Below are 21735 nucleotides of genomic sequence, written 5' to 3'. Positions count from 1 at the left end.
TAAACATGAGTTGGCTGAATAAATTTTTTGACTTATTTTTAGGTGAAAAAGAAGAAGAGCATGAACGTGAACCAAACACGCATGCCCAAATCCCGAAACAGCAGATACCGGATCAGCCAGAAGGCAAATTCACGCGCATGGAAGATCCTAAAATATATTACGAATATCCGAAAGGGAATTTCCGCTTCCCTGTCGTTCCGGACGGCTATAAGCGAACGGAGCAAAACCAAAGACAGCGGGAAAGGCACGAACGCCGCCAGCCGTCCCGGGATTATGCCGCCGGGAAGGAGCAAACCGAGCGGAAACAGCATACACATAAAGAGCCTGATACGGTGAAAAAGCCCTTTAAACCGTCATCCATTCCTTCACCGGTTTACGGCTTTCAATCTCAGCACAGCATAAAAAAAGCGCCTATATCCGAAAAGCGGCGTGAAGAGAACGTAACATTGCTGTCAGAGGAGCAATTTGTTCCGCCAAAAGCCGGTCAGGAAACGGAAAAAGAGCCCGTCTTCACAACATCCGGCATAACAAAACAGACGAATGACCGGCCAGACCCGTTTGCGAAACAAGAAACGGAAGAAATCCCGGCCGTTAAAAAAGAGGAGCTTCACACCGAGGCTGAGAATGCAAAAGAGCAAGTGTTTGCAGCAGCAGAACCGCAGCAGACTGAAGAGCGGGAGCACACGGAAAGCGCGGAGTCTGCCGGCTTTACAGAAGAACAAGAGCATGAACAAACCCGCCCGCAGCCTATTAAAGAGCCTGAGGATGAAGTATCCCGAACGGCTGAAAACTCAGAGGAACAAGCGGCGCCGCAGGAGGAATATCAGGAGCCTGAGCCGGAAAAAGCACCGCCTTTTGAAACCGCGGAAGAACCGGTGTATACATACACAGAACCCGGATACGATGAGGAAGTTCAGCCGCAGTCTGAAGACAAGCCCGAATCAGCTGAAACCGACGCGAAACAGGAAACAGACTCTCAGCCTGAGTACAATGAAGTCACGCGGCATTCAGACCCCGAGCCTGAACCTGCAAGCATCAAGACGGCCGATGCCCCGTCCCGGCCTGCCGAAGAAAAAACGGAGCATCACGGACAGCCTCAGACTGTGAGAAAAGCGGAGCGGCCGAAAGAGCGCAATGTTCCGTTTAACGTCATGATGCTTAAAAGTGATAAACACAAGCAGACGAAGACGCCAGAGGGCGGAGCGAGCTATGCCTTTCCGAATCTGTCGCTTCTGGACGTACCGCCGGCGCAAAGACATGACGACCAATCGTGGATTGAAGAACAGCGCGAGCTTTTAAACGTTACACTGAAAAACTTTAATGTGCGCGCCCAAGTCGTTCATGTCACACAAGGCCCGTCCGTCACACGTTTTGAAGTGCATCCTGAGCCCGGAGTGAAAGTAAACAAAATTACAAACTTAGCAGATGATATTAAATTGAGCCTGTCTGCCAAGGATATTCGGATTGAGGCGCCGATCCCCGGTAAAAACACGATCGGCATTGAAGTTCCGAACCGCGTAAGCAAAGTCGTCGATTTAAGGCAGATGATCAGAAGCGCCGCTTTCAGGACGAATCCGTCTCCGCTTACAGCCGCACTCGGTGTCGATATTTCCGGAAACCCGGTCGTCATTGATTTGAAAAAGATGCCGCACGGGTTGATAGCGGGTGCGACAGGATCGGGAAAAAGCGTCTGCATCAATACCATTTTGGTCAGTCTGCTTTATAAGGCGGATCCGAGTGATGTCAAAATGCTTCTGATTGATCCGAAAATGGTCGAGCTTGCGCCTTATAACCAAATTCCGCATTTGGTCAGCCCCGTCATCACGGACGCCAAAGCCGCGACCGCCGCGTTAAAATGGGTTGTGGAAGAGATGGAACGGCGATATGAACTGTTTGCCCATTCGGGTGTGAGAGATATCGGCCGCTTTAATGAATTAACCGCCGATCATAAGACAGGCGAAAAGCTTCCGTACCTCGTAGTGGTCATTGATGAGCTTGCCGATTTAATGATGGTCGCGCCGAACGATGTGGAAGAAAGCATTGCCAGAATCGCGCAGAAAGCGAGAGCCTGCGGCATTCATCTGCTTGTCGCGACACAGCGTCCGTCTGTCGATGTCATTACCGGAATGATCAAGGCAAACATACCGACGAGGATTGCATTCTCCGTCTCAAGCCAGGTAGATTCCAGAACAATCATCGACATGGCGGGAGCGGAAAAGCTGCTCGGAAAAGGCGACATGCTGTACTGGGAAAACGGTACCGGAAAACCGGTGCGCCTGCAAGGCAACTTTGTATCCGACAGAGAAATTGACCGCGTCGTCTCTCATGTCAGAAAGCAGCTGCCGCCTTCTTATTTGTTTGAACAGGAAGAACTGATCAGGCAGGGAACCGCCCTCAAGGAAGAAGACGAACTGTTTCCTGAGGCGTGCCAATTCGTCGTGGAGCAAAACAGCGCCAGCACCTCAAGCCTTCAAAGAAGGTTCAGAATCGGTTATAACCGCGCCGCGAGGCTGATTGACATGATGGAAGCCGAAGGCATGATCTCAGAAGCGAAGGGCAGCAAACCCCGTGAAGTGCTGATTACGGCCGCTGACATTGCTCAAGAATAAGAATATCGTTCATTTTTCTCACAAACATGGTATGATAGTGGATGGACCATCAAAACTGCATCACTGTCACGCGCTGAAATATCATGCGGCAGGTTTAATCAAAAAGAAAGTTACAGATACTGACGATAACGTAAAAATAAATGGAAGCGCCGCTGTGCGGGCTTTTTGCCCGCGGCGGTCGCAAAATGAAATGAGCGTCATATACTGGGGAACAGATAGACGTTTGTTGGAGGTACGATTATGACTGTTTATCATTTTGTTGGAATAAAAGGGACAGGTATGAGCCCGCTTGCTCAAATCCTGCATGATACAGGGTATCAGGTGCAGGGATCGGATATCGAGAAGCAGATTTTCACTCAGGCTGCCCTTGAAAAAAGAAATATCCCGATCTATCCGTTCAGCGCCGATAACATCAAACCCGGCTTAACGGTAATCGCCGGAAACGCATTCCCTGATTCTCATCCGGAAATCGCAAAGGCGCTCGCTGAAGGGATTCCTGTCATCAGATATCATAAATTTTTAGCTGAATATATGAAAAAATACACAAGTGTCGCGGTAACGGGCGCACACGGCAAGACGTCCACAACGGGCCTCTTGGCACACGTGATGCAGCAGGCGAAGCCGACTTCGTTTCTTATCGGGGACGGAACGGGCAGAGGAAATGAAAGCAGCGAATACTTTGTATTTGAAGCCTGCGAGTACCGCCGTCATTTCTTAAGCTATCAGCCTGATTATGCGATTATGACGAATATTGATTTTGACCACCCTGATTATTTCGCCAACATTGACGATGTGTTTGATGCTTTCCAAAACATGGCGCTTCAAGTCAACAAAGGCATCATTGCCTGCGGTGATGACGAGTACCTGCCGAAAATTCACGCCAATGTGCCTGTCGTGTATTACGGCACGGGAGAAGAAAATGATTTTCAAGCGAGAAACATCGTAAAAAATACGGAAGGCACGACATTTGACGTCTTTGTCCGCAATACGTTTTACGATACGTTCTACATCCCGGCATACGGCCATCACAATGTCCTCAATTCCTTAGCGGTCATTGCGCTCTGCCACTATGAAGAGATAGACGTGAACATGATTAAGCTCGGGCTTGAATCATTCGGCGGCGTCAAACGCAGATTCAATGAAAAAGTGATCGGCAGCCAGGTACTGATCGACGACTACGCCCACCATCCGACTGAAATCAAAGTCACGATTGAGGCGGCGCGCCAAAAATATCCCGAACGTGAAATCATCGCGGTATTTCAGCCGCATACGTTTACACGGACGCAATCATTCCTGGATGAATTCGCAGAAAGCTTAAGCGCGGCCGATCGCGTGTATCTGTGCGACATTTTCGGCTCTGCCCGCGAGAACGTCGGCAAGCTCACGATCACGGATCTTCAGGAAAAAATCGCCAACGCAGAACTCATTGAAGAAAATGACACATCCGTGTTAAAAGCGCATGAAGGCGCAGTGCTGATCTTCATGGGCGCCGGAGACATTCAAAAATATATGAGAGCCTATGAAAACGTCATAGCGTAACGAAAAAGCAGTGGGGCTCTCACTGCTTTTTTGTGCGTGCTGCAAAGGGATTTACCGAGAAACGGAGAAATAGTATACATACAGATCTTTCATATATGTTTATCATTTTAAGAATTGGGTATATACCACTATATCCTGCAATAAGGAGGTATTAGATGATCATCATTCTTTACTTAAGCGTCGCACTCATTGCCGTTGCATTTCTCATCCTCGTCATCTATCTGTCCAAAACATTAAAGTCCGTGCAGATGACTTTAACAAACGTTGCCTCGACTTTAGACGGCCTTGAAGGGCAGATGAAAGGCATTACCGCAGAGACAACCGAGCTGTTACATAAGACAAACCGTCTCGCGGAAGACATTCAGGAAAAATCAGAGAAATTAAATACGGTTGTCCATGCTGTCCAGGAAGTGGGAACTTCCGTCCAGCAGTTTAATACATCCATAAAGCAGGCAGCAGGTTCCGTTACGGCCTCTGTAAGAGAGAATCAGGATAAGATCAGTCAGGTTGTCACCTGGAGCCAGGCCGCTATGGAAATATGGGACAAGTGGAAGCAAAAGAAAAAAACATCGCTTTAATCATAAGAAAAATCCACTAAGGAGGAATCATAATGAGCAAAGATGGAATCAATAGTAAGGATTTTTTAATCGGAACGCTGATCGGGGGAATTATCGGCGCGACAACGGCGTTGTTTCTGGCGCCTAAATCAGGTAAGGAGCTGCGCGACGATCTCGGCAGTCAGGCTTCTGCGTTAAAGGATAAGACGGACAGAATGACGGCCGACGCGAAAGAAAAAGGCTCTCAATATGTCAGCATCGCCAAAGACAAAACATCTAATATCACCCAGCTGGTAGCTGATCAGTCAGGCCAGATTATGAATAAAGTGAAGGATTTAAAAGACCGTTCTAAGAGCACACTAACCGAGAAAGCCGAAGAGACGAGAAGCGAAATGCAGGACACGGCCCAAAGCATCAAGGCCGAAGCGGAAGACGCCGGGGAAAAAGCCGGTCAGGCAAATCGCTGATCCTCAATAAGGAGAGATAACCGACATGACAAAACAGCTGATATCGTCTGAAGAAGAGTTCAAAAATGCCGCTGAGAAAGAAAACACGCTGGTGTTTTTGAAACACAGCACAACCTGCCCGATCAGCCAAGCCGCGTTTCAGGAGTTTGACGCCTTTGCATCGGAGCATTCGGAAGTGCCTTCTTATTACCTGCAGGTGCAGGACAGCCGGCCGCTTTCAAACTATATCGCCGAGACATACGGCGTGAAACATGAAAGCCCGCAAGTATTCGTCATTGCAAACGGCGAAGTGAAATGGCACGCGTCTCATTCACAAATCACAAAAAACGCAATAGAGCAGCACCTTTCGTAATTGCTGGCCGCCGGTTGATACCGGCGGTTTTTTTTTTGAAAAAAACTATTGATCATTTCAGCCGGATCATGTAGGATATCAATATATACTGCTTCAACGCATAAAAGCTTAAAAGCGTTTTGGTGATAAAGACGAATGTGAAAAAATTTATTATTTCATATTCCTATTTTCGCATAACTGTAGTAAGATGCATGTTAACCATTAAAATAAAACATAGCATAGAAGGGATGAAAAAGATGAGCAACAAGGAATTAGAGAGCCTAAGACAGCAGGCAGACGCACTAAACTTAGAAATCCTTAAATTAATCAATGAACGCGGAGCCGTTGTAAAAGAAATCGGTAAAGCAAAGGAAGCACAGGGTGTCAACCGATTTGACCCTGTCAGAGAGCGTACAATGCTTAACCGCATTATTGAAAGCAATGACGGCCCATTTGAAAACTCAACGATCCAGCATATTTTCAAAGAAATTTTCAAAGCCGGACTTGAACTTCAAGAAGAGGATCACAGCAAAGCGTTGCTCGTCTCCCGGAAGAAAAAAGCAGAAGATACGATCGTTGATATTAAAGGTGAAAAAATCGGTGACGGCGATCAGAGATTCATCGTCGGACCTTGTGCCGTAGAAAGCTATGAGCAGGTTGCCGAAGTAGCGGCCGCAGCGAAAAAACAAGGCATTAAAATCCTGCGCGGGGGCGCGTTTAAACCCCGCACAAGTCCGTATGATTTCCAAGGTCTCGGCGTAGAAGGCCTGCAAATTCTTAAACGCGTCGCTGATGAATATGACCTCGCGGTGATCAGTGAAATCGTAACGCCCGCCCACATTGAGCAAGCGATTGATTACATTGACGTCATTCAGATCGGCGCGCGGAACATGCAAAACTTTGAATTGCTGAAAGCCGCCGGTTCCGTTAAAAAGCCGGTATTGTTAAAACGCGGTCTTGCCGCAACAATTTCAGAGTTCATCAATGCAGCTGAATACATCATGTCACAAGGAAACGACCAAATCATTCTTTGTGAGCGCGGAATCAGAACGTACGAAACGGCAACGAGAAACACACTCGACATTTCTGCCGTGCCGATTTTGAAACAGGAAACTCACTTGCCGGTGTTTGTTGACGTCACACACTCAACAGGCCGCCGCGATCTCCTGCTTCCGACAGCAAAAGCGGCGCTTGCGATCGGCGCTGACGGCGTGATGGCCGAAGTTCACCCTGATCCTTCCGTTGCCCTTTCAGACTCTGCGCAGCAGATGGATATACCTGAATTCGAGAAATGGCTGAACGAATTAAAGCCAATGCTGAAAGTAAAAGCATAATACAACGTTCCGCTCTTTAAAGGCCGCCTCGCGCGGCTTTTTTTCGTATCTTCATTTTATTTAATTATAAAATGAAAGTGAACGTTTTCATCACTGGGAAAAACGTGTATAATTTCATGAGAGATATTTAAATTTGATGAATAATGAAAAATAATGTACACTACTGACTTACGCTTACAATCATAAACGACAGAATGCGAAATCGTACGACATTTCTTTACATAAAGTGTTTATGCTATAGATAAGGATAAGTGTATCCAGTAAAAGGAGTGGTTTCAGTGAGCAACATTACGATATACGATGTGGCCAGAGAAGCAAATGTCAGTATGGCGACTGTTTCCCGCGTCGTGAACGGCAACCCGAATGTAAAACCGACGACCAGAAAAAAAGTATTGGAAGCCATTGACCGGCTCGGCTATCGCCCGAACGCGGTGGCAAGAGGGCTTGCAAGCAAAAAAACGACTACGGTCGGCGTCATCATCCCTGATATCTCAAGCATTTTCTACTCTGAACTTGCGCGTGGAATTGAAGATATCGCGACGATGTACAAATATAATATTATTTTAAGCAACTCGGACCAAAATCTTGAGAAAGAACTGCATCTGTTAAATACGATGCTCGGCAAACAAGTGGACGGTATCGTATTTATGGGCGGCAACATTACGGACGAGCATGTCGAAGAATTTAAGCGCTCTCCTGTGCCGATCGTCTTGGCGGCATCAGTGGAAGAACAGGGCGAGACGCCTTCTGTCGCCATTGATTACGAACAGGCGATTTATGATGCCGTTAAGCTTTTCATTGATAAAGGGCATCGCGATATCGCATTCGTCTCCGGACCGATGCAAGAGCCGATCAACCGTTCGAAAAAACTGCAAGGGTACAAACGGGCGCTTGAAGAAGCGGCGATTCCGTTTAACGAGCAATTCGTAGCGGAAGGCGATTACACCTATGATTCCGGTATGGAGGCGCTTCAAAGCTTGATGGGCCTTGACCGGAAACCGACGGCGATTCTTTCTGCAACGGATGAAATGGCCCTCGGCATTATCCATGCGGCCCAAGATCAAGGTCTTTCGATACCTGATGATCTTGATATTATCGGTTTTGACAATACGAGATTGAGCCTGATGGTCCGCCCTCAGCTTTCAACAGTCGTGCAGCCTACGTACGATATCGGCGCCGTGGCGATGAGACTTTTGACAAAACTGATGAACAAAGAGCCGGTTGAAGAGCAGATCGTCGAATTGCCTCACCGCATCGAATTAAGACAATCAACCAAGTCATAAAAAAACGGAAAAGCAAGCTTCACTCTGAGGGGTGGAATCTTGCTTTTTTACTTGAGTAAGGAGAAGATATGAAACGTTTTGATTATCTGACGCCCGTTGGCTTTATGTTAGGCTGTATTATTGTCGCAATCGGTATTCTGTCAGGGACGGGACTGGCGGGAATCAGTTCATTTTTAGATCTGACTTCTTTTTTAATCGTCACAGGCGGCCTTGCTGCGGCGATCTTTATCAGCTTTCCGCCGAGGGATTTAAAGAAAACCCCTTCTGTTCTGAAACAGGTATTCTCCCGTCAGGATGACAATGTGAAAGAGCTTGTCAGAGTATTTGTCAGCCTTTCGGAGCAGGCGCGCAGGCAGGGGCTTCTGTCTCTGGATGACCAGGCGCGTGAGATCAAGGATCCGTTTTTAAAAAAAGGGCTTTTGCTTGCGATTGACGGCTGGGACGAGGAAACGATCCGGCTGGTGATGGATTCTGAGATCGCCGCGATGGAAGAAAGACACAGAAAAGGTAGACGCGTTTTTGAAAAAGCCGGTGATTTCGCACCCGCCTGGGGAATGATCGGGACGCTCGTCGGACTCGTTCTCATGCTCAAAAACTTAAATGACCCGCATACCCTCGGACCGAACATGGCTGTTGCGCTATTGACGACGCTGTACGGAGCGCTGCTTGCCAACTTGGTGTTTATCCCAATCGCGGCAAAGCTTGAAGAAAAAACGGAAAGTGAAATTTTCATCAAACAGGTCATGATCGAAGGGGTTGTCGGCATCCAATCGGGCAAAAATCCCCGCAACCTCGAAAGTCAGCTCGTCGTCTTCAGCTCAAGAGAAGACTGGCGTAAAGGACAGCCTGCGAGCAAGAAAAAGGGCGCTGTCCATGAAGCTTAGAAAAGAGCGTTTTGAAAGAAGAAACAAACTGGAACATTCCGGCGGTTCACCGAGATGGATGGTGACGTTCGCTGACTTGATCACGCTCATTCTCGTGTTCTTTATATTGCTTTTTTCGATGTCGCAAATAGACGCGGAAAAATTTCAATCTGCCGTTTCATCGATTCATACAAACGGCAGCGGGGGTGAACCGGCGTCATCAGACAAAGCAAACGAAAATAAAGAACAGGATTTGCTGTTACAAAACGTGAAGACATACATAAAAGCGCATCATTTGAGTTCGAAATTGACGGCGAAGCGCGATGAGCGCGGAGTGGTTCTGGTGCTTCAGGAGGCCGTTCTGTTTCAGACAGGAAAAGCGGATGTGCTGAAAAACGCCGAGCCGGTTCTGCATCAGATCGCGGTGCTTTTAAAAACAATTCCGAATGACATACAGGTAGAAGGCCATACGGACAGCCGCCGGATTTCCACCTATCAATTTCCGTCAAATTGGGAGCTGTCGTCTGCAAGAGCGGCGAGTGTGATCCGGTATTTTACCGCGAATGAAGACTTTTCCGCCAAACGGTTTATCTCTGCCGGGTATGCGGATACGAAACCTGTGAAGGACAACAAAAGTCCCGGACATATGAAAGAAAACCGCCGTGTAGAAATTGTGATCAAAAAAACGACCTCCTCATAAGGTCGTTTTTTATTTAGTTTTATACCGCTGCTCAGACCGGATGGCAAAAAGCGCTTTTTCCACGGTTTGGGCATTTTTTTCTGAAATTTCTTCTTTGCGGGGAATCGGAGGATATAATTGTTCAGGATCACTCCAAAAAGCGGGCAACGTGCAGGGGGAATGCTTCTGCCATTTATCAATCCATTTCTGCGGTATGCGCTCCCCGGGATCAATCCCTTTCATCTCAAGCCAAATGCGGCTCCACGCTCTCGGGACGACTCTCCAAATATCGTATCCGCCGCCGCCGACCGCGATCCATCTGCCGCTGCAATATTGATGGGCTAATGAATGAGCGAGCCGCGGGATCTCCTGATAAATGGAGATTGTATTGGACAGGTGTGTCAATGGGTCGTAATAATGGGCGTCCGCACCGTTTTGGGTAAGAATCACATCCGGCTTGAAAAAAGCCGCGATTTCTGAGGCGGCCGTATTGTAAGCGTGAAGAAAGGAATCGTCCTCTGTGAAAGCGTCCAGCGGAATGTTAAAAGAATAGCCGTAGCCCTGCCCGCTTCCTTTTTCCAGTACCTGTCCCGTCCCGGGAAATAAATAACGCCCGGTCTCGTGAAAAGAAACAGTGCAGACATCAGACCTGTCGTAAAACGTAAATTGAACGCCGTCGCCGTGATGGGCGTCTGTATCAATGTATAGCACTTTTGCCCCGTAGTTCTTCTGGATGTATTGGATGGCCACGGCGCTGTCATTATAGATACAAAAGCCTGAGGCCCTGCCGCGGAAGCCGTGGTGAAGGCCGCCTCCTAAATTGCAGGCGTGCCTTGCTTGTCCCGTCATGACATAATCAGCCGCCGTTAAGGTGCCGCCCACCAGAAGTGACGCGGCTTCATGCATGCCGGCAAAAACGGGGGTGTCTTCCGTTCCGAGACCGTAGCTTTCTCCTTCTGCGGCAGGGAGCCGGCCCGCACCCGCTAGTTCCACCGCCTGTATATAATCCTCCGTATGAACGAGAGCCAGCTCTTCTTTAGCGGCCGCGCGCGGTGTGACGATATCTCCTTCGTCAAACGCATCCGCCGCCTGAAGCAGATCGTATGTTAAAAGCACACGACGCTGATTGAACGGATGTTCCTGATGAAATTGATACGTCTGATAAGAAGGCGAGTAAACAAAAACGCTGTCTCTCATGGCTGATCCCTCAAATGTTTCGGCCATAAGACATTGTATCCGGCTTCTTGAACGGCACGGATAAAAGGGAGCGGATTCATCGTCTTCACCCGGAAGACGAGAATGTTCGACCCGGCGGAATCATGGGGATAGACGAGCACACTCAGGATTTGCAGCTGAAGATCACGGCACATGCAGCTGAGATCAGCAAGGCTTTTTGTCATATCCGTCACCAGGATTTCCACCTGTGATCCCGGCTGGGCCGCGCCTGTCAGGCTGACGAAAGTCCGGAGCACGTCGGTTTTCGTTAAAATGCCCGTCAGCTTATGGTTTACCGTAATCGGCAGACAGCCGATGCCGTGCTCATAAAAGGAAGCGGATATTTCTTCCACAAAGTCAAGCGGATGGGCGCAGATGACATTGCGCTTCATAATGGTCTCCACTTTGTTTGTCAGAAACGCGCCGCGTTCCTTTTGTTCGAAGCTGCCGGGGCCGGCCTGTTTAATGTCTCTGTCTGTGACAATACCGATGACGTGCAGCTCGTCGTCGATGACAGGGAGATGGCGGATATGATATATCTTCATTTTACGGACGGCTGTTTCAATGGAGTCGTGTTTTGAGACGGTGATGACGTCCCGTTTCATGATTTGTTCTGCAATCATCTTTTTATCCCCTTTGTATGTCAGTCAATACATAAATCGCTGATAAAAACGAAGCCTGTCGAACTGTTCAATTGACTCCTGACTGACGTGCCTGCCGATGCGGGCCATCAGACAATTGGCCGGATGAGAGCTGATTTCCGGTTCATCCGTTGCGAACCAGACAAGACCCCCGGCATTCATCATCTTTTCCATGATCTTTCTGTATTCCCACACATCTTTTTTCATTCCTTTTAAATCCCAATGCCAGTAATATTCCGTCGTCATGATGATGTACCGTTCCATCTGTTCATCCATCATGCTGACTGTCAGCAACGTTTTTCCGACAGAACAGCCCCTGTAGCCGGGAGCGACCTCGATCGCCCCGAGTTCAAGGAGGTCTTCCATATTTCCGTCAGACCACCGTTCAAGCGGATCAGGATATAAATACGTCACATAGCCGATAATCGTCTGTCCGTCCCTGGCAATAATGATCCGACCTTCAGGAAGCCCGGCGATCTCGATTAACGCTTTGTGCTGTTCATGAGGAAGGCGAAAGGCTGTCAGGCCTTCATGAAACTCATACTGTGCTAGATCCCCTGGAGGAACGGGCCCTTCTACTAAAAGAGGGCCGGCTGCTGTCTGAATTGTTGAAGAATGGTACGTTTTATGATGTTTCACTGATTCACCGCCTGTCGGTTCTTAATAAAAACACATCTCTTTTAAGCATAACAAAATATAAAGCGTTTTCAATAGTGTTGTAATTTATATTTTAAAAATTGAGAAAACTGTGAACATCTACTATAATTAGTCTATAGATAAGCAAAGGGGGATGTTGCATGAATTTGAAAGCGTTGCCGGCGGAAAAGGGGAATTATCATCTGCGAAATTATGAGGAAACGTACCGCAGCTTCGATTGGAAAGAGGTCGAAGCGGCATTTTCCTGGCATCAGACGGGGAAGCTGAATGCGGCGTACGAAGCGATTGACCGTCATGCCGAATCATTTCGAAAAAACAAAGTAGCGCTGTATTACAAGGACGCAAACCGGGATGAAAAATACACATTTAAAGAAATGATGGAGGAATCGAACCGGGCGGGAAATGTACTGAGACGGTATGGAAACGTGGAAAAAGGGGACCGCGTTTTTATTTTCATGCCGCGTTCGCCGGAGCTTTACTTTATCATGCTCGGCGCAATTAAAATCGGTGCGATCGCCGGTCCTTTATTTGAAGCGTTTATGGAAGGCGCCGTCAAAGACCGCCTCTTGAACAGCCAGGCAAAGGTTGTCGTGACAACACCTGAACTGGCCGAACGGATTCCGGCGGACAGCCTGCCCGACCTCGAGCATATTTTCATTGTCGGAGGCAGCCAAGAAGCGGGAGATAAAATCATTCATTATGATAAAGCGGCTGAGGGAGAAAGCACGAGACTTGATATTGAATGGATGGACAGAAGAGACGGCTACCTGCTTCACTACACATCAGGATCTACCGGAACGCCTAAAGGTGTGCTCCACGTTCATGAAGCCATGATTCAGCAATACCAGACCGGCAAGTGGGTGCTTGATCTTAAAGAAGACGATATTTACTGGTGCACTGCGGACCCGGGCTGGGTGACCGGGACGGTGTACGGGATATTTGCGCCGTGGCTGAACGGAGCGGCGAATGTAATCGTCGGCGGCAGGTTCAGTCCGGAAAACTGGTACGGCACGATCGAGAAGCTCGGTGTCAGCGTCTGGTACAGCGCTCCGACGGCTTTCAGAATGCTTATGGGCGCCGGAGATGAAATGGCATCCAAATTTGACCTTACTTCACTTCGTCACGTCCTGAGTGTCGGAGAACCTTTGAATCCCGAGGTTATCAAGTGGGGACATAAAGTATTCGGCAAGCGCATCCACGACACGTGGTGGATGACAGAAACGGGCGGACAGCTCATCTGCAATTATCCTTGCATGGAGATCAAGCCGGGTTCAATGGGGAAACCGATTCCGGGAGTGGAAGCGGCGATCGTTGACAATCAGGGAAATGAGCTTCCGCCGTACCGAATGGGAAATCTCGCCATTAAAAAGGGCTGGCCGTCGATGATGGATTCCATTTGGAACAACAAAGAGAAATATGATTCTTATTTCATGCCGGGCGGCTGGTATGTTTCCGGAGATTCTGCTTATATGGATGAAGACGGTTATTTCTGGTTCCAAGGCAGAGTCGATGATGTCATCATGACATCCGGCGAGCGCGTCGGCCCGTTTGAAGTCGAAAGCAAACTTGTTGAACATCCGGCGATTGCCGAAGCCGGCGTCATCGGAAAGCCGGACCCTGTCCGGGGAGAAATTATTAAAGCGTTTATCGCGCTCAGAGAAGGGCATGAGCCATCCGATCAGCTGAAGGAGGACATTCGCCTCTTTGTAAAACAGGGGCTTGCCGCGCATGCCGCACCGCGGGAAATTGAATTCAAAGATAAACTTCCGAAAACACGGAGCGGAAAAATCATGAGACGTGTGCTGAAGGCGTGGGAGCTGAACCTGCCGGCAGGCGACCTGTCCACAATGGAAGATTAAAGCCGGCGTTGACATCGTATCTTATTTATGTTAAAAATGAGTAAGCTTCATACGAAAAGGTTTTGATTGAGACAAGTAGGGTATCTGATTGTTCAAGAGAGCTGATGGCCGGTGAAAATCAGCACATAAGATATGCCGAATACACTCATGAACCGCTTTTGCGAACAAAGCCCTTCCAAGGCTTTCAGTAGTGAAAGAACGGACACGGTCCGTTATCAAAAAGAGTGATAAAAGCTTTTTTATGCTTTTATTAGTAGGGTGGTACCGCGATTATATCGTCCCTTCGTTTTAAACGAAGGGGCGTTTTTTATTTTCATAAACAAAGGAGCAGACAAAATGACTAACTTATTAGAGGATTTATCATTCCGCGGCTTAATCCAGCAAATGACGGATGAAGAAGGACTGAATAAACAGCTGAACGAGGAAAAAATCCGTTTATACTCAGGGTTTGACCCGACGGCTGACAGCCTGCACATCGGACACCTTCTGCCGATATTGACACTGCGCCGTTTCCAGCTTGCAGGCCACCATCCGATTGCGCTTGTAGGCGGCGCGACGGGACTGATCGGCGATCCGAGCGGCAAAAAAGCGGAACGTACGTTAAATACTCAGGATATCGTTGTCGAATGGTCGCAAAAAATTAAAAATCAGCTTTCACGATTTTTAGATTTCGAGGCCGGAGAAAACCCCGCTGTCATAGCGAACAACTTTGATTGGATCGGAAAGCTGAGCATTATTGAATTTCTCCGTGACGTCGGAAAGAACTTCGGAATTAACTACATGCTTGCGAAAGATACTGTAAGCTCAAGAATTGAAACCGGAATTTCTTACACGGAATTCAGCTACATGATCCTGCAATCCTACGATTTTCTGAATCTGTACAGAGAAAAGAACTGCAAACTCCAAATCGGAGGCAGTGACCAGTGGGGCAACATCACGGCCGGTCTTGAACTGATCAGAAAATCAGAAGAAGAAGGGGCGAAAGCTTTCGGTCTTACCATTCCGCTCGTCACAAAAGCTGACGGCACGAAATTCGGCAAAACGGAAGGCGGCGCCATTTGGCTTGATAAAGAAAAAACATCGCCGTACGAATTCTACCAGTTCTGGATCAATACAGATGACCGCGACGTCGTCAAATACTTAAAATACTTTACTTTCTTATCAAAAGAGGAAATTGAAGCTTATGCTGAAAAAACGGAGACGGCTCCTGAGAAAAGAGAAGCGCAGAAACGTCTCGCTGAAGAGGTGACTGTTCTTGTACACGGCCGCGAAGCGCTTGAGCAGGCCGTTCATATCTCCCAGGCGCTGTTCAGCGGCAATATTAAAGAGCTTTCCGCTCAAGACGTCAAGGTAGGATTTAAAGATGTGCCTTCGTTTGAAAAAGACCGCTCTGAAGAACTGTCTTTAGTAGACGTGCTTGTGGAATCTAAATTGTCGCCTTCAAAACGGCAGGCCCGCGAAGACATTCAAAACGGAGCTGTTTACATTAACGGCGAGCGCCAGACGGACATCGGGCATCTTCTGACTGCGGAAGACCGCATTGAAGATCAATTTACCGTACTGCGCCGCGGAAAGAAAAAATACTTCCTGATCACGTACTGAAAATAAAAAGCAGTCCGGCCGCTCAATGCGGCAGGCTGCTTTTTTATGTTTTGTGAATACTGCACGGGGAAATGAGTACAGTACATAGTATAAGCAAAACAGGGAAGGGGTGCTGCGCCGTGAATTTCATGTTTACCATCGCAAAAGAAAGATTGCAGCGGGATCATTGGGAACAGCAGCAAAGCATAAACGCCGAAGCCAAAGCAGAGGAATCAGAGACGGAAGAAGAAAATCCGACATCATAAAGGTAAAGCCTCCATTCTGCGGAATGGAGGCTTTTGATTGTCACCATATCAGCCTGACGGCGGCCATCAGCACGACTCCTGTGATGACCGTGATGGATAAGCTTTTTGTCCGCATCGCGCAAAGCAATGTCGGGATGAGAACGATCATTGCTTTCCAATCAAAGGTCAAAGCGCTGTTTGTTTTCACAATCATGCTTTCCGTTACCAGAGCCGTCAAAATACAAAGCGGAATAAAGGAGAGCCATTTTAAAGCCAACTCAGGCATCTGAATGTTCCGGACAAATATAAACGGAACAATGCGCGGCACAAGTGTAACAATCATGCAGCCGAGTATAATCCAGATCATTTGTGTGCTGATGCTCATTTGTCCGTCACCACCCCGATCGTTGCCACAATCACGGTTGAGACGATGACCGCGATGTGTGACGGGACGAAATACGATAACAAGACCATAAAAATGATCATATAGAGAATTAAGGAGAGGCTGTGCTTCAGCTTTTCCGAAGCGGACGATTGCAATTGAAGCACAAGCAGCGCCGCAAACATAGCGGGCAAAGCAAAGTCCAGGCCGAGCGCGTAAGGATCAGATATCCATTGTCCGAGAAGCCCGCCCATCACGCAGGAAATAACCCAGCACATGTAAGCGGTTATATTGAGGCCGTTCATCCATTTATCGTATAACCTGCCGTTCTGAGCCGCTTTGTTCACCGCTACCCCGAAAGATTCGTCAGTAAGCAAAGCCCCGAAGCCGATATTTTTTGCCAAAGAGTATTTCGTGAAATACGGCGCGATGGTCAGGCTCAGCAGAAGGTGCCGCAGATTGACGATAAACGTCGTTAAAATAATGGCGGAAATCGGACTCCCGGAAACAAGGAGCGAGCAAATAATAAATTGGGCGGCGCCGGCATAGACACACAAAGATAACAAACAAATTTCAAGAATGCTTAGATGAGAGGCAACGCCAACGATGCCGAAAGCAAAACCGATGCTCATATAGCCCAGCAGCGTAGGCACACAATCCCGCACCCCCTGTAAAAACGTATCGTTCATTTCCCGGGAAACGGCGGTTTTTTGGACTTCTGTGTTAATCATTTTTTATACTCCTTTCATAGAGATTATAATGATAACGACTAATGAAAAAATCAAAGAAAATACGGTTCACATTTATATGAACCGATTTCCGGTGACGACATGAAATAACGAATGGTTTTGTTTCATCAGGCCTTCAACTTTCTCAGCCCCGACTTCTTTCACAAGCTCCGCGAACATCAGATCGTGCCTCATATATTCCATAGCCACGAGAACGAGAGCGGGATCTTCTGATTTAATGGCCCAGGCATTCGTCTGCGGAGAAAAATTGGCGATTAAGACTTCTTTATTATCGCGGGCAGCTATCGTTAATCTTCCGCCCATCCGTTTCTCCGCCACTTCAGGAGACATATTATGATTTGTCGTATTTCCGAGCTTCACTTCCGGAGGGCCGAACACAATCGAAAAGACGGGCAATTGTTCGGCGGCGCGTTTGTTAGCGGCTTCTTGAATAAAGGGAATCTGCTGTTCCCAGACAGACAGCCACAACTCTTCCTCGGCTTTTTCAATCATATCCTTCATCTCATTGATGACATGATCATTCGTGCTGATGCGGCGGATGACATTCATCTCCTGCTCGCTTTCCAGCGCCAATAACTTTTCCTCAAGGTAGCCGAATGAACTCTCGAAATCATGCCGGAGCCGGTCGATTAATTCCTTTCCGGCCAGCGGGGCATATGTAACCGGATCAGACGGCACAATATGGACAGCGCCTTTATCAACCAATTTCCCCAATACCTCATAGATCATTGAGCGGGGAACGCCTGACCTTTTGCTGATTTCATATCCGGTAACAGGCGAGTGTTTCAACAAGCCGATATATGCTTTACATTCATATTGAGAAAATCCAAATTTCTGTAATTCTTTCAGAACATCCTCCATAAACATCCTCCGTAGTGGTTATTCATGAAACTACTATAATGTAAGCGGTTAGATCTTGTCAATGGGACTTGAGTGCTGAAAGAAAGAAACGCCTGTTTTGTCGCTTTCCAACTTAGTTTATGGTGAGTTACATGTATGGCTTTTGTGAAAAACGTTGCCGTAGACCCACACGAATGCCGTTTGATACGATAAATTCAAGAAGTTAAAAAGAGGAGGATCACGGTGGAAAACACCTCTAAAATCGCTTTTTTATCGGTTATAAGCAATTCCCTGGTCGTCATGCTCAAAATAGTGGTGGGGATCATAACCGGATCTGTCGCGATACTTTCTGAAGCCATTCATTCTTTTTTAGATTTGATCGCCGCCTTCATTGCCTTTATCTCCGTCAGGATTTCAAAAAAGCCGGCTGATACAGGGCATCCGTACGGTCATGGAAAAGTCGAGAATCTGTCGGGGACTATCGAGACGATTCTGATTTTTGCGGCAGGGATTTGGATGATATATGAATGCGTTCAAAAACTGGTCAATCCCGCGCCGGTTCATCTGCCCGTATTAGGAATTGTTGTGATGCTTGCGGGGGCTCTCATTAATTTGATCGTTTCGAAGTTCGTAAAAAGAGAAGCCGAAAAGGTTAATTCCGTGGCAATGAAATCAAATGCCCTGCATTTACTGACTGACGTGTACACATCATTAGGCGTAGCGGCAAGCCTTTTGGTCGTTACCGTAACGGAGTGGTACATACTTGATCCCATTATAGGTATGGTGCTGGCGGTGTATATCATATATGAAGCGTTTAAGTTAATGAAAGAAGCATTCCCGCCGCTGATTGATACCCGTTTGTCGGAAGAGGAAGAAAAAACAATTTTAAAGATTATTGAAACATTTCAACAGGAATTTATTGAAATTCACGATTTTCGTACAAGACGCTCCGGCCCGCAGGAGTATATTGATTTTCACATGGTCGTAGCCTCTCACGTGACGATTAAAGACGTGCATGATCTGTGTGACCGCATTGAAAGAGATATTACGAATGAATTCAAACAAGCACAGGTAATGATTCACCCCGAGCCGGAGAGCGAGAGGAAGAAATAAATTGATCTTATGTTTGCGTTTGTTCCCGGCAAAATGCCTGCAAAAGGCCCGTTCCCACGGGTCTTTTTGTTGTATAAATGACTATTTCTCGCTCATATGAGTGAGAAGCTTATACACGTGAGGGATACATTTCATACGTTATGTTGTAAAGAAAAAGGGAGGTGAACAGAATTGAACGCTATTTCTGTTAAAGAAATTGAACATGGAGTTGCCGTTGCGGAAAGAGAAGGTTTAGGGGAGTATTTATACCAAGAACCGGTTTCTAAAAAATGTTCGCGCCGTTCCCGCAGCAGAAAACGGACACACCGTTCTCGCAGCAGAAGACGGACGCATCACCGGACACACCGTTCCCGCAGCAGAAGACGGACGCATCACCGGACACACCGTTCCCGCAGCAGAAGACGGACGCATCACCGGACACACCGTTCCCGCAGCAAAAGACGGACGCATCGCCGGACACACCGTTCCCGCAGCAGACAGTCTCATCAAAAACGTACCCGCAAACGCTGTTTTAAATGCTGACTGCAGACTGCAGACTGCAGACTCTATTACAAGTAACGGGGATCTGCTATAATGGCAAGAGAACTGCATAAAAGATCCGGTATCATCATCTGCGGACACTGAACTGACAACATGGCGCTGTTTGTTCGTGTCCGTTTTTTATGTCAAAAAAGATGCCGGAGGATAAAAAGGAAGGGATGACGCCGAATGAAGCTGAATGAGGATTTTTATAACTCTGAAGGAAAGACAGTCTCTTTGCCAAACATAAGCAGCAAGCTTTTGCATATCACGGACAGCGGGCATATCAGCGTTGACTTCATCAGCATAAGCAGGCTGCGGAAGGCTTCAAAAATCGCGATCTTAGGTGACAGCGTCGCCCGGGGGCTGCGTGCGGAATACGGCTTTGGTGACATTCTGAAAGACCGGACAAACGCTGAAATAACCAATCTGTCTGTCAGCGGCGTTAATATGAGCAACAACGGAAGCGATAACATTTATCAGCAGGCGCTTAAAACAAAGGGACATGATGTCATCATTGTCCAGGGAACAGATGATGATTGGTGCAACCACATTCCCATCGGCACAGATGAAAAGGATATCACCACATTTTACGGAGGCTTCTGCCAAGTGATCCAGCAGCTGCGGAGCGGAAATAAAGGCGCGAGCATCATTGTGGTGACCCCAACGAGACAAGCCAAAATGTCAAAAGGAAAAATCGTCCGCCGTGATACTGATAAAAATAAACTGGGCCTGAATCTGGCTGACTATGTGAAAGCCCAAAAAGAAGCCTGCACACTCCTCTCTGTACCATATGCCGACCTGTTTGATACAGATCTCATCGACCCGTATAATCCCGCTTTCCGCAGCATGTGCATGTCAGAAGGTCTTCATCCGAACGAGAAAGGGCATCAAATCATATTTCAGGAAATCTGCCGGAATTATTTTTACTATTATGGGTAACACAGCGCTAACAGATTATTTTCGGCTTTGCTTTTCTAAAAGCTCAATTATTCTTTGAGATGCGTGTTTTTGCGCTCTCAAAAGCGAGACGATATTACCGGTAAAACCGATTAAAATGATAAGCAGCAAAATGATCATCCACATAGCGAACCTCCTGTCGGGTTTTAAAACATTCTCTTTTTATTTTACTTATGATGGATGGGCCGGAGAATAGTCTAACGGATGGTGTTTTTTGAGAGCCGGTGAAAAGTCCATAAAAAAAGCACAGACTGAACGGGTCTGTGCTTTTCTCTTATTTCAGCAGGTTCAATGATTCACGATTAAAGGCTTCCAAATCGTCAGGTGTTCTGCTTGTTACGATGTTATGGCTCACGACGACTTCTTCATCTTTATAATGTGCGCCGGCATTGATTAAGTCTTTGCGGATGCTGCGGAATCCCGTGATATCTTTTCCTTTAAGAAGGTCGGTATCAATCAGCAGCTGCGGGCCGTGGCAGATGGCGAAAACGGGTTTCTGATTTTCCACGAATGCTTTAGTGAATTCACCCGGGCGGTCATCTCCGCGCAGAAGATCCGGTGAAAAGCCTCCGGGAATCAATAACGCATCGAATTCCTTGGCGTCTGCGTCTGAGATCGCTTGATCGATCTTTACTTTCTCACCGTGCTTGCCCGTTACTTCTTTCCCTGCTTCCAAATCTATTGTCACCACACTGTGGCCCGCTTCTTTAAATGCTTCCGCCGGGCTTGTATATTCAATATCCTCAAATTGATCTGTCATCAGAACTGCGATTTTTTTGCTCATACATCATGCCTCCTGTGAATTTGTATATGACAAGAATATCAGGCAGGTTCCCGCCTCACAACGTATTTGCTTATGAAAAAAGACCCCTCTGAAAAAGAGGAGCCAAAAGGTACGGAGGTCTGCTGAAACTTACGTGTTTAACCTGAGATAAGGCAAGAAATCGAACCAATTACTTTTTGCGTCTTTTTTTCTGCTTTTTACACCCGCATTTCCCCGGATCGCCCGGATCAATGACTTCGTGAATTGTTTCTTCCTTATAAACGTGGCGGGGAACATAACGGATATGCTCTCTGTTAATGTGTTTGATGGGATGGACGTAAACCACTTCTTTGTCAGTATACTTGTCAGTCACAATATACTTAGGGTCACAGTAATACACTTTCGATTTTTTACCCATTCATCTCACCTCCCGTACTTTATTAAATGCTGACAAGGAGGATTTTGCATCGGACAAGTACACCATGGCAAGTCCACAATTTTTCAGCTGCAATTTCGTTTTTCTGATTTTTCCTGAATCCGCCTCAAATT

Annotated in this window: 25 protein-coding genes, 1 pseudogene and 1 other annotated feature; of the genes and pseudogenes, 16 read left to right on the top strand and 10 right to left on the bottom strand. The window is 47.3% G+C overall.

Annotation, left to right across the window (positions count from 1 at the left end):
- Positions 1-5 precede the first annotated feature (5 nt).
- From ACKTRM_RS13750 to motS, 9 genes are all read left to right on the top strand, one after another.
- Positions 6-2609, top strand: coding sequence for a DNA translocase FtsK (locus tag ACKTRM_RS13750; protein ID WP_012118212.1), 2604 nt, complete (start codon positions 6-8; stop codon positions 2607-2609).
- Between the two features lie 240 nt (positions 2610-2849).
- The gene (gene murC, locus ACKTRM_RS13745; RefSeq protein ID WP_012118211.1) at positions 2850-4148 is read left to right on the top strand and encodes a UDP-N-acetylmuramate--L-alanine ligase; all 1299 of its coding nucleotides are present in this window, start codon (positions 2850-2852) and stop codon (positions 4146-4148) included.
- A gap of 155 nt (positions 4149-4303) precedes the next feature.
- Positions 4304-4726 (top strand): DUF948 domain-containing protein, encoded by a 423-nt coding sequence (locus ACKTRM_RS13740; protein ID WP_007408777.1) that lies wholly within the window; start codon positions 4304-4306, stop codon positions 4724-4726.
- A gap of 32 nt (positions 4727-4758) precedes the next feature.
- The gene (locus ACKTRM_RS13735) at positions 4759-5172 is read left to right on the top strand and encodes a YtxH domain-containing protein (protein WP_003152380.1); all 414 of its coding nucleotides are present in this window, start codon (positions 4759-4761) and stop codon (positions 5170-5172) included.
- Positions 5173-5197: 25 nt separating this feature from the next.
- Positions 5198-5524 carry a bacillithiol system redox-active protein YtxJ gene (gene ytxJ, locus ACKTRM_RS13730; RefSeq protein ID WP_023357089.1) on the top strand — a complete coding sequence of 109 codons (327 nt, stop codon included), beginning with the start codon at positions 5198-5200 and terminating at the stop codon, positions 5522-5524.
- A 236-nt stretch (positions 5525-5760) separates the two neighbouring features.
- Positions 5761-6837, top strand: a complete 1077-nt coding sequence (locus tag ACKTRM_RS13725; protein ID WP_003152383.1) for a bifunctional 3-deoxy-7-phosphoheptulonate synthase/chorismate mutase — start codon at positions 5761-5763, stop codon at positions 6835-6837.
- Positions 6838-7115: 278 nt separating this feature from the next.
- Positions 7116-8120 (top strand): catabolite control protein A, encoded by a 1005-nt coding sequence (ccpA, locus tag ACKTRM_RS13720; protein WP_012118209.1) that lies wholly within the window; start codon positions 7116-7118, stop codon positions 8118-8120.
- 68 nt (positions 8121-8188) lie between these two features.
- Positions 8189-9004, top strand: a complete 816-nt coding sequence (gene motP / locus ACKTRM_RS13715) for a flagellar motor protein MotP (protein ID WP_012118208.1) — start codon at positions 8189-8191, stop codon at positions 9002-9004.
- Complete coding sequence (gene motS, locus ACKTRM_RS13710; RefSeq protein ID WP_012118207.1) at positions 8994-9683, top strand: flagellar motor protein MotS; 690 nt, start codon at positions 8994-8996, stop codon at positions 9681-9683. The genes motP and motS overlap by 11 nt, the downstream gene beginning before the upstream one ends.
- Before the next feature lie 9 nt (positions 9684-9692).
- Here the strand turns inward: motS and ACKTRM_RS13705 are convergent, their stop codons facing one another.
- The 3 genes from ACKTRM_RS13705 to ACKTRM_RS13695 are packed head-to-tail and all read right to left on the bottom strand — an operon-like array spanning position 9693 to position 12157.
- Positions 9693-10859, bottom strand: coding sequence for an acetoin utilization protein AcuC (locus ACKTRM_RS13705; RefSeq protein ID WP_007408773.1), 1167 nt, complete (start codon positions 10857-10859; stop codon positions 9693-9695).
- On the bottom strand, positions 10856-11500 hold the full coding sequence (locus ACKTRM_RS13700; RefSeq protein ID WP_012118206.1) for an acetoin utilization AcuB family protein: 645 nt from the start codon (positions 11498-11500) through the stop codon (positions 10856-10858). The genes ACKTRM_RS13705 and ACKTRM_RS13700 overlap by 4 nt, the downstream gene beginning before the upstream one ends.
- A 24-nt stretch (positions 11501-11524) precedes the next feature.
- On the bottom strand, positions 11525-12157 hold the full coding sequence (locus ACKTRM_RS13695) for a GNAT family N-acetyltransferase (RefSeq protein ID WP_012118205.1): 633 nt from the start codon (positions 12155-12157) through the stop codon (positions 11525-11527).
- A 158-nt stretch (positions 12158-12315) separates the two neighbouring features.
- Here ACKTRM_RS13695 and acsA point away from each other — a divergent pair, with 158 nt between their 5' ends.
- The 3 genes from acsA (at position 12316) to sr7p (ending at position 15881) form a co-directional block, all read left to right on the top strand.
- Positions 12316-14034: an acetate--CoA ligase gene (acsA, locus tag ACKTRM_RS13690; RefSeq protein WP_012118204.1), complete on the top strand. Its 1719-nt coding sequence runs from the start codon at positions 12316-12318 to the stop codon at positions 14032-14034.
- Positions 14035-14087: 53 nt separating this feature from the next.
- Positions 14088-14320 (top strand) — a binding site (T-box leader).
- Positions 14321-14370: 50 nt separating this feature from the next.
- A complete protein-coding gene (gene tyrS / locus ACKTRM_RS13685) occupies positions 14371-15636 on the top strand; it encodes a tyrosine--tRNA ligase (RefSeq protein WP_007613147.1) in 1266 nt (421 codons plus the stop codon).
- A 119-nt stretch (positions 15637-15755) separates the two neighbouring features.
- Positions 15756-15881 (top strand): small protein SR7P, encoded by a 126-nt coding sequence (gene sr7p, locus ACKTRM_RS13680; protein WP_007408768.1) that lies wholly within the window; start codon positions 15756-15758, stop codon positions 15879-15881.
- Positions 15882-15921: 40 nt separating this feature from the next.
- Here the strand turns inward: sr7p and ACKTRM_RS13675 are convergent, their stop codons facing one another.
- The 3 genes from ACKTRM_RS13675 to ACKTRM_RS13665 form a co-directional block, all read right to left on the bottom strand.
- Complete coding sequence (locus ACKTRM_RS13675; protein ID WP_007408767.1) at positions 15922-16245, bottom strand: AzlD domain-containing protein; 324 nt, start codon at positions 16243-16245, stop codon at positions 15922-15924.
- On the bottom strand, positions 16242-16973 hold the full coding sequence (locus ACKTRM_RS13670; protein WP_003152395.1) for an AzlC family ABC transporter permease: 732 nt from the start codon (positions 16971-16973) through the stop codon (positions 16242-16244). The genes ACKTRM_RS13675 and ACKTRM_RS13670 overlap by 4 nt, the downstream gene beginning before the upstream one ends.
- Before the next feature lie 72 nt (positions 16974-17045).
- Positions 17046-17852 carry a TrmB family transcriptional regulator gene (locus ACKTRM_RS13665; RefSeq protein WP_007408765.1) on the bottom strand — a complete coding sequence of 269 codons (807 nt, stop codon included), beginning with the start codon at positions 17850-17852 and terminating at the stop codon, positions 17046-17048.
- Between the two features lie 222 nt (positions 17853-18074).
- On the opposite strand from ACKTRM_RS13665, the gene ACKTRM_RS13660 reads away from it, so the two are divergent.
- From ACKTRM_RS13660 to ACKTRM_RS13645, 4 genes and pseudogenes are all read left to right on the top strand, one after another.
- The gene (locus ACKTRM_RS13660; RefSeq protein WP_012118203.1) at positions 18075-18944 is read left to right on the top strand and encodes a cation diffusion facilitator family transporter; all 870 of its coding nucleotides are present in this window, start codon (positions 18075-18077) and stop codon (positions 18942-18944) included.
- 171 nt (positions 18945-19115) lie between these two features.
- Positions 19116-19166, top strand: a pseudogene (locus tag ACKTRM_RS13655) (hypothetical protein); the annotation flags it as partial.
- A gap of 47 nt (positions 19167-19213) precedes the next feature.
- Complete coding sequence (locus ACKTRM_RS13650) at positions 19214-19459, top strand: hypothetical protein (protein WP_033574213.1); 246 nt, start codon at positions 19214-19216, stop codon at positions 19457-19459.
- Between the two features lie 193 nt (positions 19460-19652).
- Positions 19653-20405 carry an SGNH/GDSL hydrolase family protein gene (locus tag ACKTRM_RS13645; protein WP_012118201.1) on the top strand — a complete coding sequence of 251 codons (753 nt, stop codon included), beginning with the start codon at positions 19653-19655 and terminating at the stop codon, positions 20403-20405.
- A 15-nt stretch (positions 20406-20420) separates the two neighbouring features.
- Here the strand turns inward: ACKTRM_RS13645 and ACKTRM_RS13640 are convergent, their stop codons facing one another.
- From ACKTRM_RS13640 to ACKTRM_RS13625, 4 genes are all read right to left on the bottom strand, one after another.
- Complete coding sequence (locus tag ACKTRM_RS13640; RefSeq protein WP_007408761.1) at positions 20421-20549, bottom strand: hypothetical protein; 129 nt, start codon at positions 20547-20549, stop codon at positions 20421-20423.
- A gap of 148 nt (positions 20550-20697) precedes the next feature.
- Complete coding sequence (locus tag ACKTRM_RS13635; RefSeq protein WP_007408760.1) at positions 20698-21207, bottom strand: type 1 glutamine amidotransferase domain-containing protein; 510 nt, start codon at positions 21205-21207, stop codon at positions 20698-20700.
- Between the two features lie 169 nt (positions 21208-21376).
- Positions 21377-21604: a hypothetical protein gene (locus tag ACKTRM_RS13630; RefSeq protein WP_007408759.1), complete on the bottom strand. Its 228-nt coding sequence runs from the start codon at positions 21602-21604 to the stop codon at positions 21377-21379.
- A 5-nt stretch (positions 21605-21609) separates the two neighbouring features.
- A complete protein-coding gene (locus ACKTRM_RS13625; protein WP_141137932.1) occupies positions 21610-21681 on the bottom strand; it encodes an SWIM zinc finger family protein in 72 nt (23 codons plus the stop codon).
- Positions 21682-21735 lie beyond the last annotated feature (54 nt).

The organism is Bacillus sp. D7-8 (assembly GCF_052055895.1).
GTDB lineage: Bacteria > Bacillota > Bacilli > Bacillales > Bacillaceae > Bacillus > Bacillus velezensis.
Note: the sequence above shows the minus strand (reverse complement) of the source record. Positions and strands in the feature narration are given on the sequence as shown.

Coding starts and splice junctions, on each gene's coding strand:
- motP (WP_012118208.1), top strand. CDS start 8,189: ATGAAACGTTTTGATTATCTGACGCCCGTTGGCTTTATGTTAGGCTGT.
- ACKTRM_RS13740 (WP_007408777.1), top strand. CDS start 4,304: ATGATCATCATTCTTTACTTAAGCGTCGCACTCATTGCCGTTGCATTT.
- ACKTRM_RS13700 (WP_012118206.1), bottom strand. CDS start 11,500: ATGATTGCAGAACAAATCATGAAACGGGACGTCATCACCGTCTCAAAA.
- ACKTRM_RS13645 (WP_012118201.1), top strand. CDS start 19,653: ATGAAGCTGAATGAGGATTTTTATAACTCTGAAGGAAAGACAGTCTCT.
- acsA (WP_012118204.1), top strand. CDS start 12,316: ATGAATTTGAAAGCGTTGCCGGCGGAAAAGGGGAATTATCATCTGCGA.
- murC (WP_012118211.1), top strand. CDS start 2,850: ATGACTGTTTATCATTTTGTTGGAATAAAAGGGACAGGTATGAGCCCG.
- tyrS (WP_007613147.1), top strand. CDS start 14,371: ATGACTAACTTATTAGAGGATTTATCATTCCGCGGCTTAATCCAGCAA.
- ACKTRM_RS13650 (WP_033574213.1), top strand. CDS start 19,214: ATGTTCGCGCCGTTCCCGCAGCAGAAAACGGACACACCGTTCTCGCAG.
- ACKTRM_RS13735 (WP_003152380.1), top strand. CDS start 4,759: ATGAGCAAAGATGGAATCAATAGTAAGGATTTTTTAATCGGAACGCTG.
- ACKTRM_RS13635 (WP_007408760.1), bottom strand. CDS start 21,207: ATGAGCAAAAAAATCGCAGTTCTGATGACAGATCAATTTGAGGATATT.
- ytxJ (WP_023357089.1), top strand. CDS start 5,198: ATGACAAAACAGCTGATATCGTCTGAAGAAGAGTTCAAAAATGCCGCT.
- ACKTRM_RS13630 (WP_007408759.1), bottom strand. CDS start 21,604: ATGGGTAAAAAATCGAAAGTGTATTACTGTGACCCTAAGTATATTGTG.
- ACKTRM_RS13725 (WP_003152383.1), top strand. CDS start 5,761: ATGAGCAACAAGGAATTAGAGAGCCTAAGACAGCAGGCAGACGCACTA.
- ACKTRM_RS13665 (WP_007408765.1), bottom strand. CDS start 17,852: ATGGAGGATGTTCTGAAAGAATTACAGAAATTTGGATTTTCTCAATAT.
- ACKTRM_RS13675 (WP_007408767.1), bottom strand. CDS start 16,245: ATGAGCATCAGCACACAAATGATCTGGATTATACTCGGCTGCATGATT.
- motS (WP_012118207.1), top strand. CDS start 8,994: ATGAAGCTTAGAAAAGAGCGTTTTGAAAGAAGAAACAAACTGGAACAT.
- ACKTRM_RS13705 (WP_007408773.1), bottom strand. CDS start 10,859: ATGAGAGACAGCGTTTTTGTTTACTCGCCTTCTTATCAGACGTATCAA.
- ACKTRM_RS13670 (WP_003152395.1), bottom strand. CDS start 16,973: ATGATTAACACAGAAGTCCAAAAAACCGCCGTTTCCCGGGAAATGAAC.
- ACKTRM_RS13640 (WP_007408761.1), bottom strand. CDS start 20,549: ATGTGGATGATCATTTTGCTGCTTATCATTTTAATCGGTTTTACCGGT.
- ACKTRM_RS13750 (WP_012118212.1), top strand. CDS start 6: ATGAGTTGGCTGAATAAATTTTTTGACTTATTTTTAGGTGAAAAAGAA.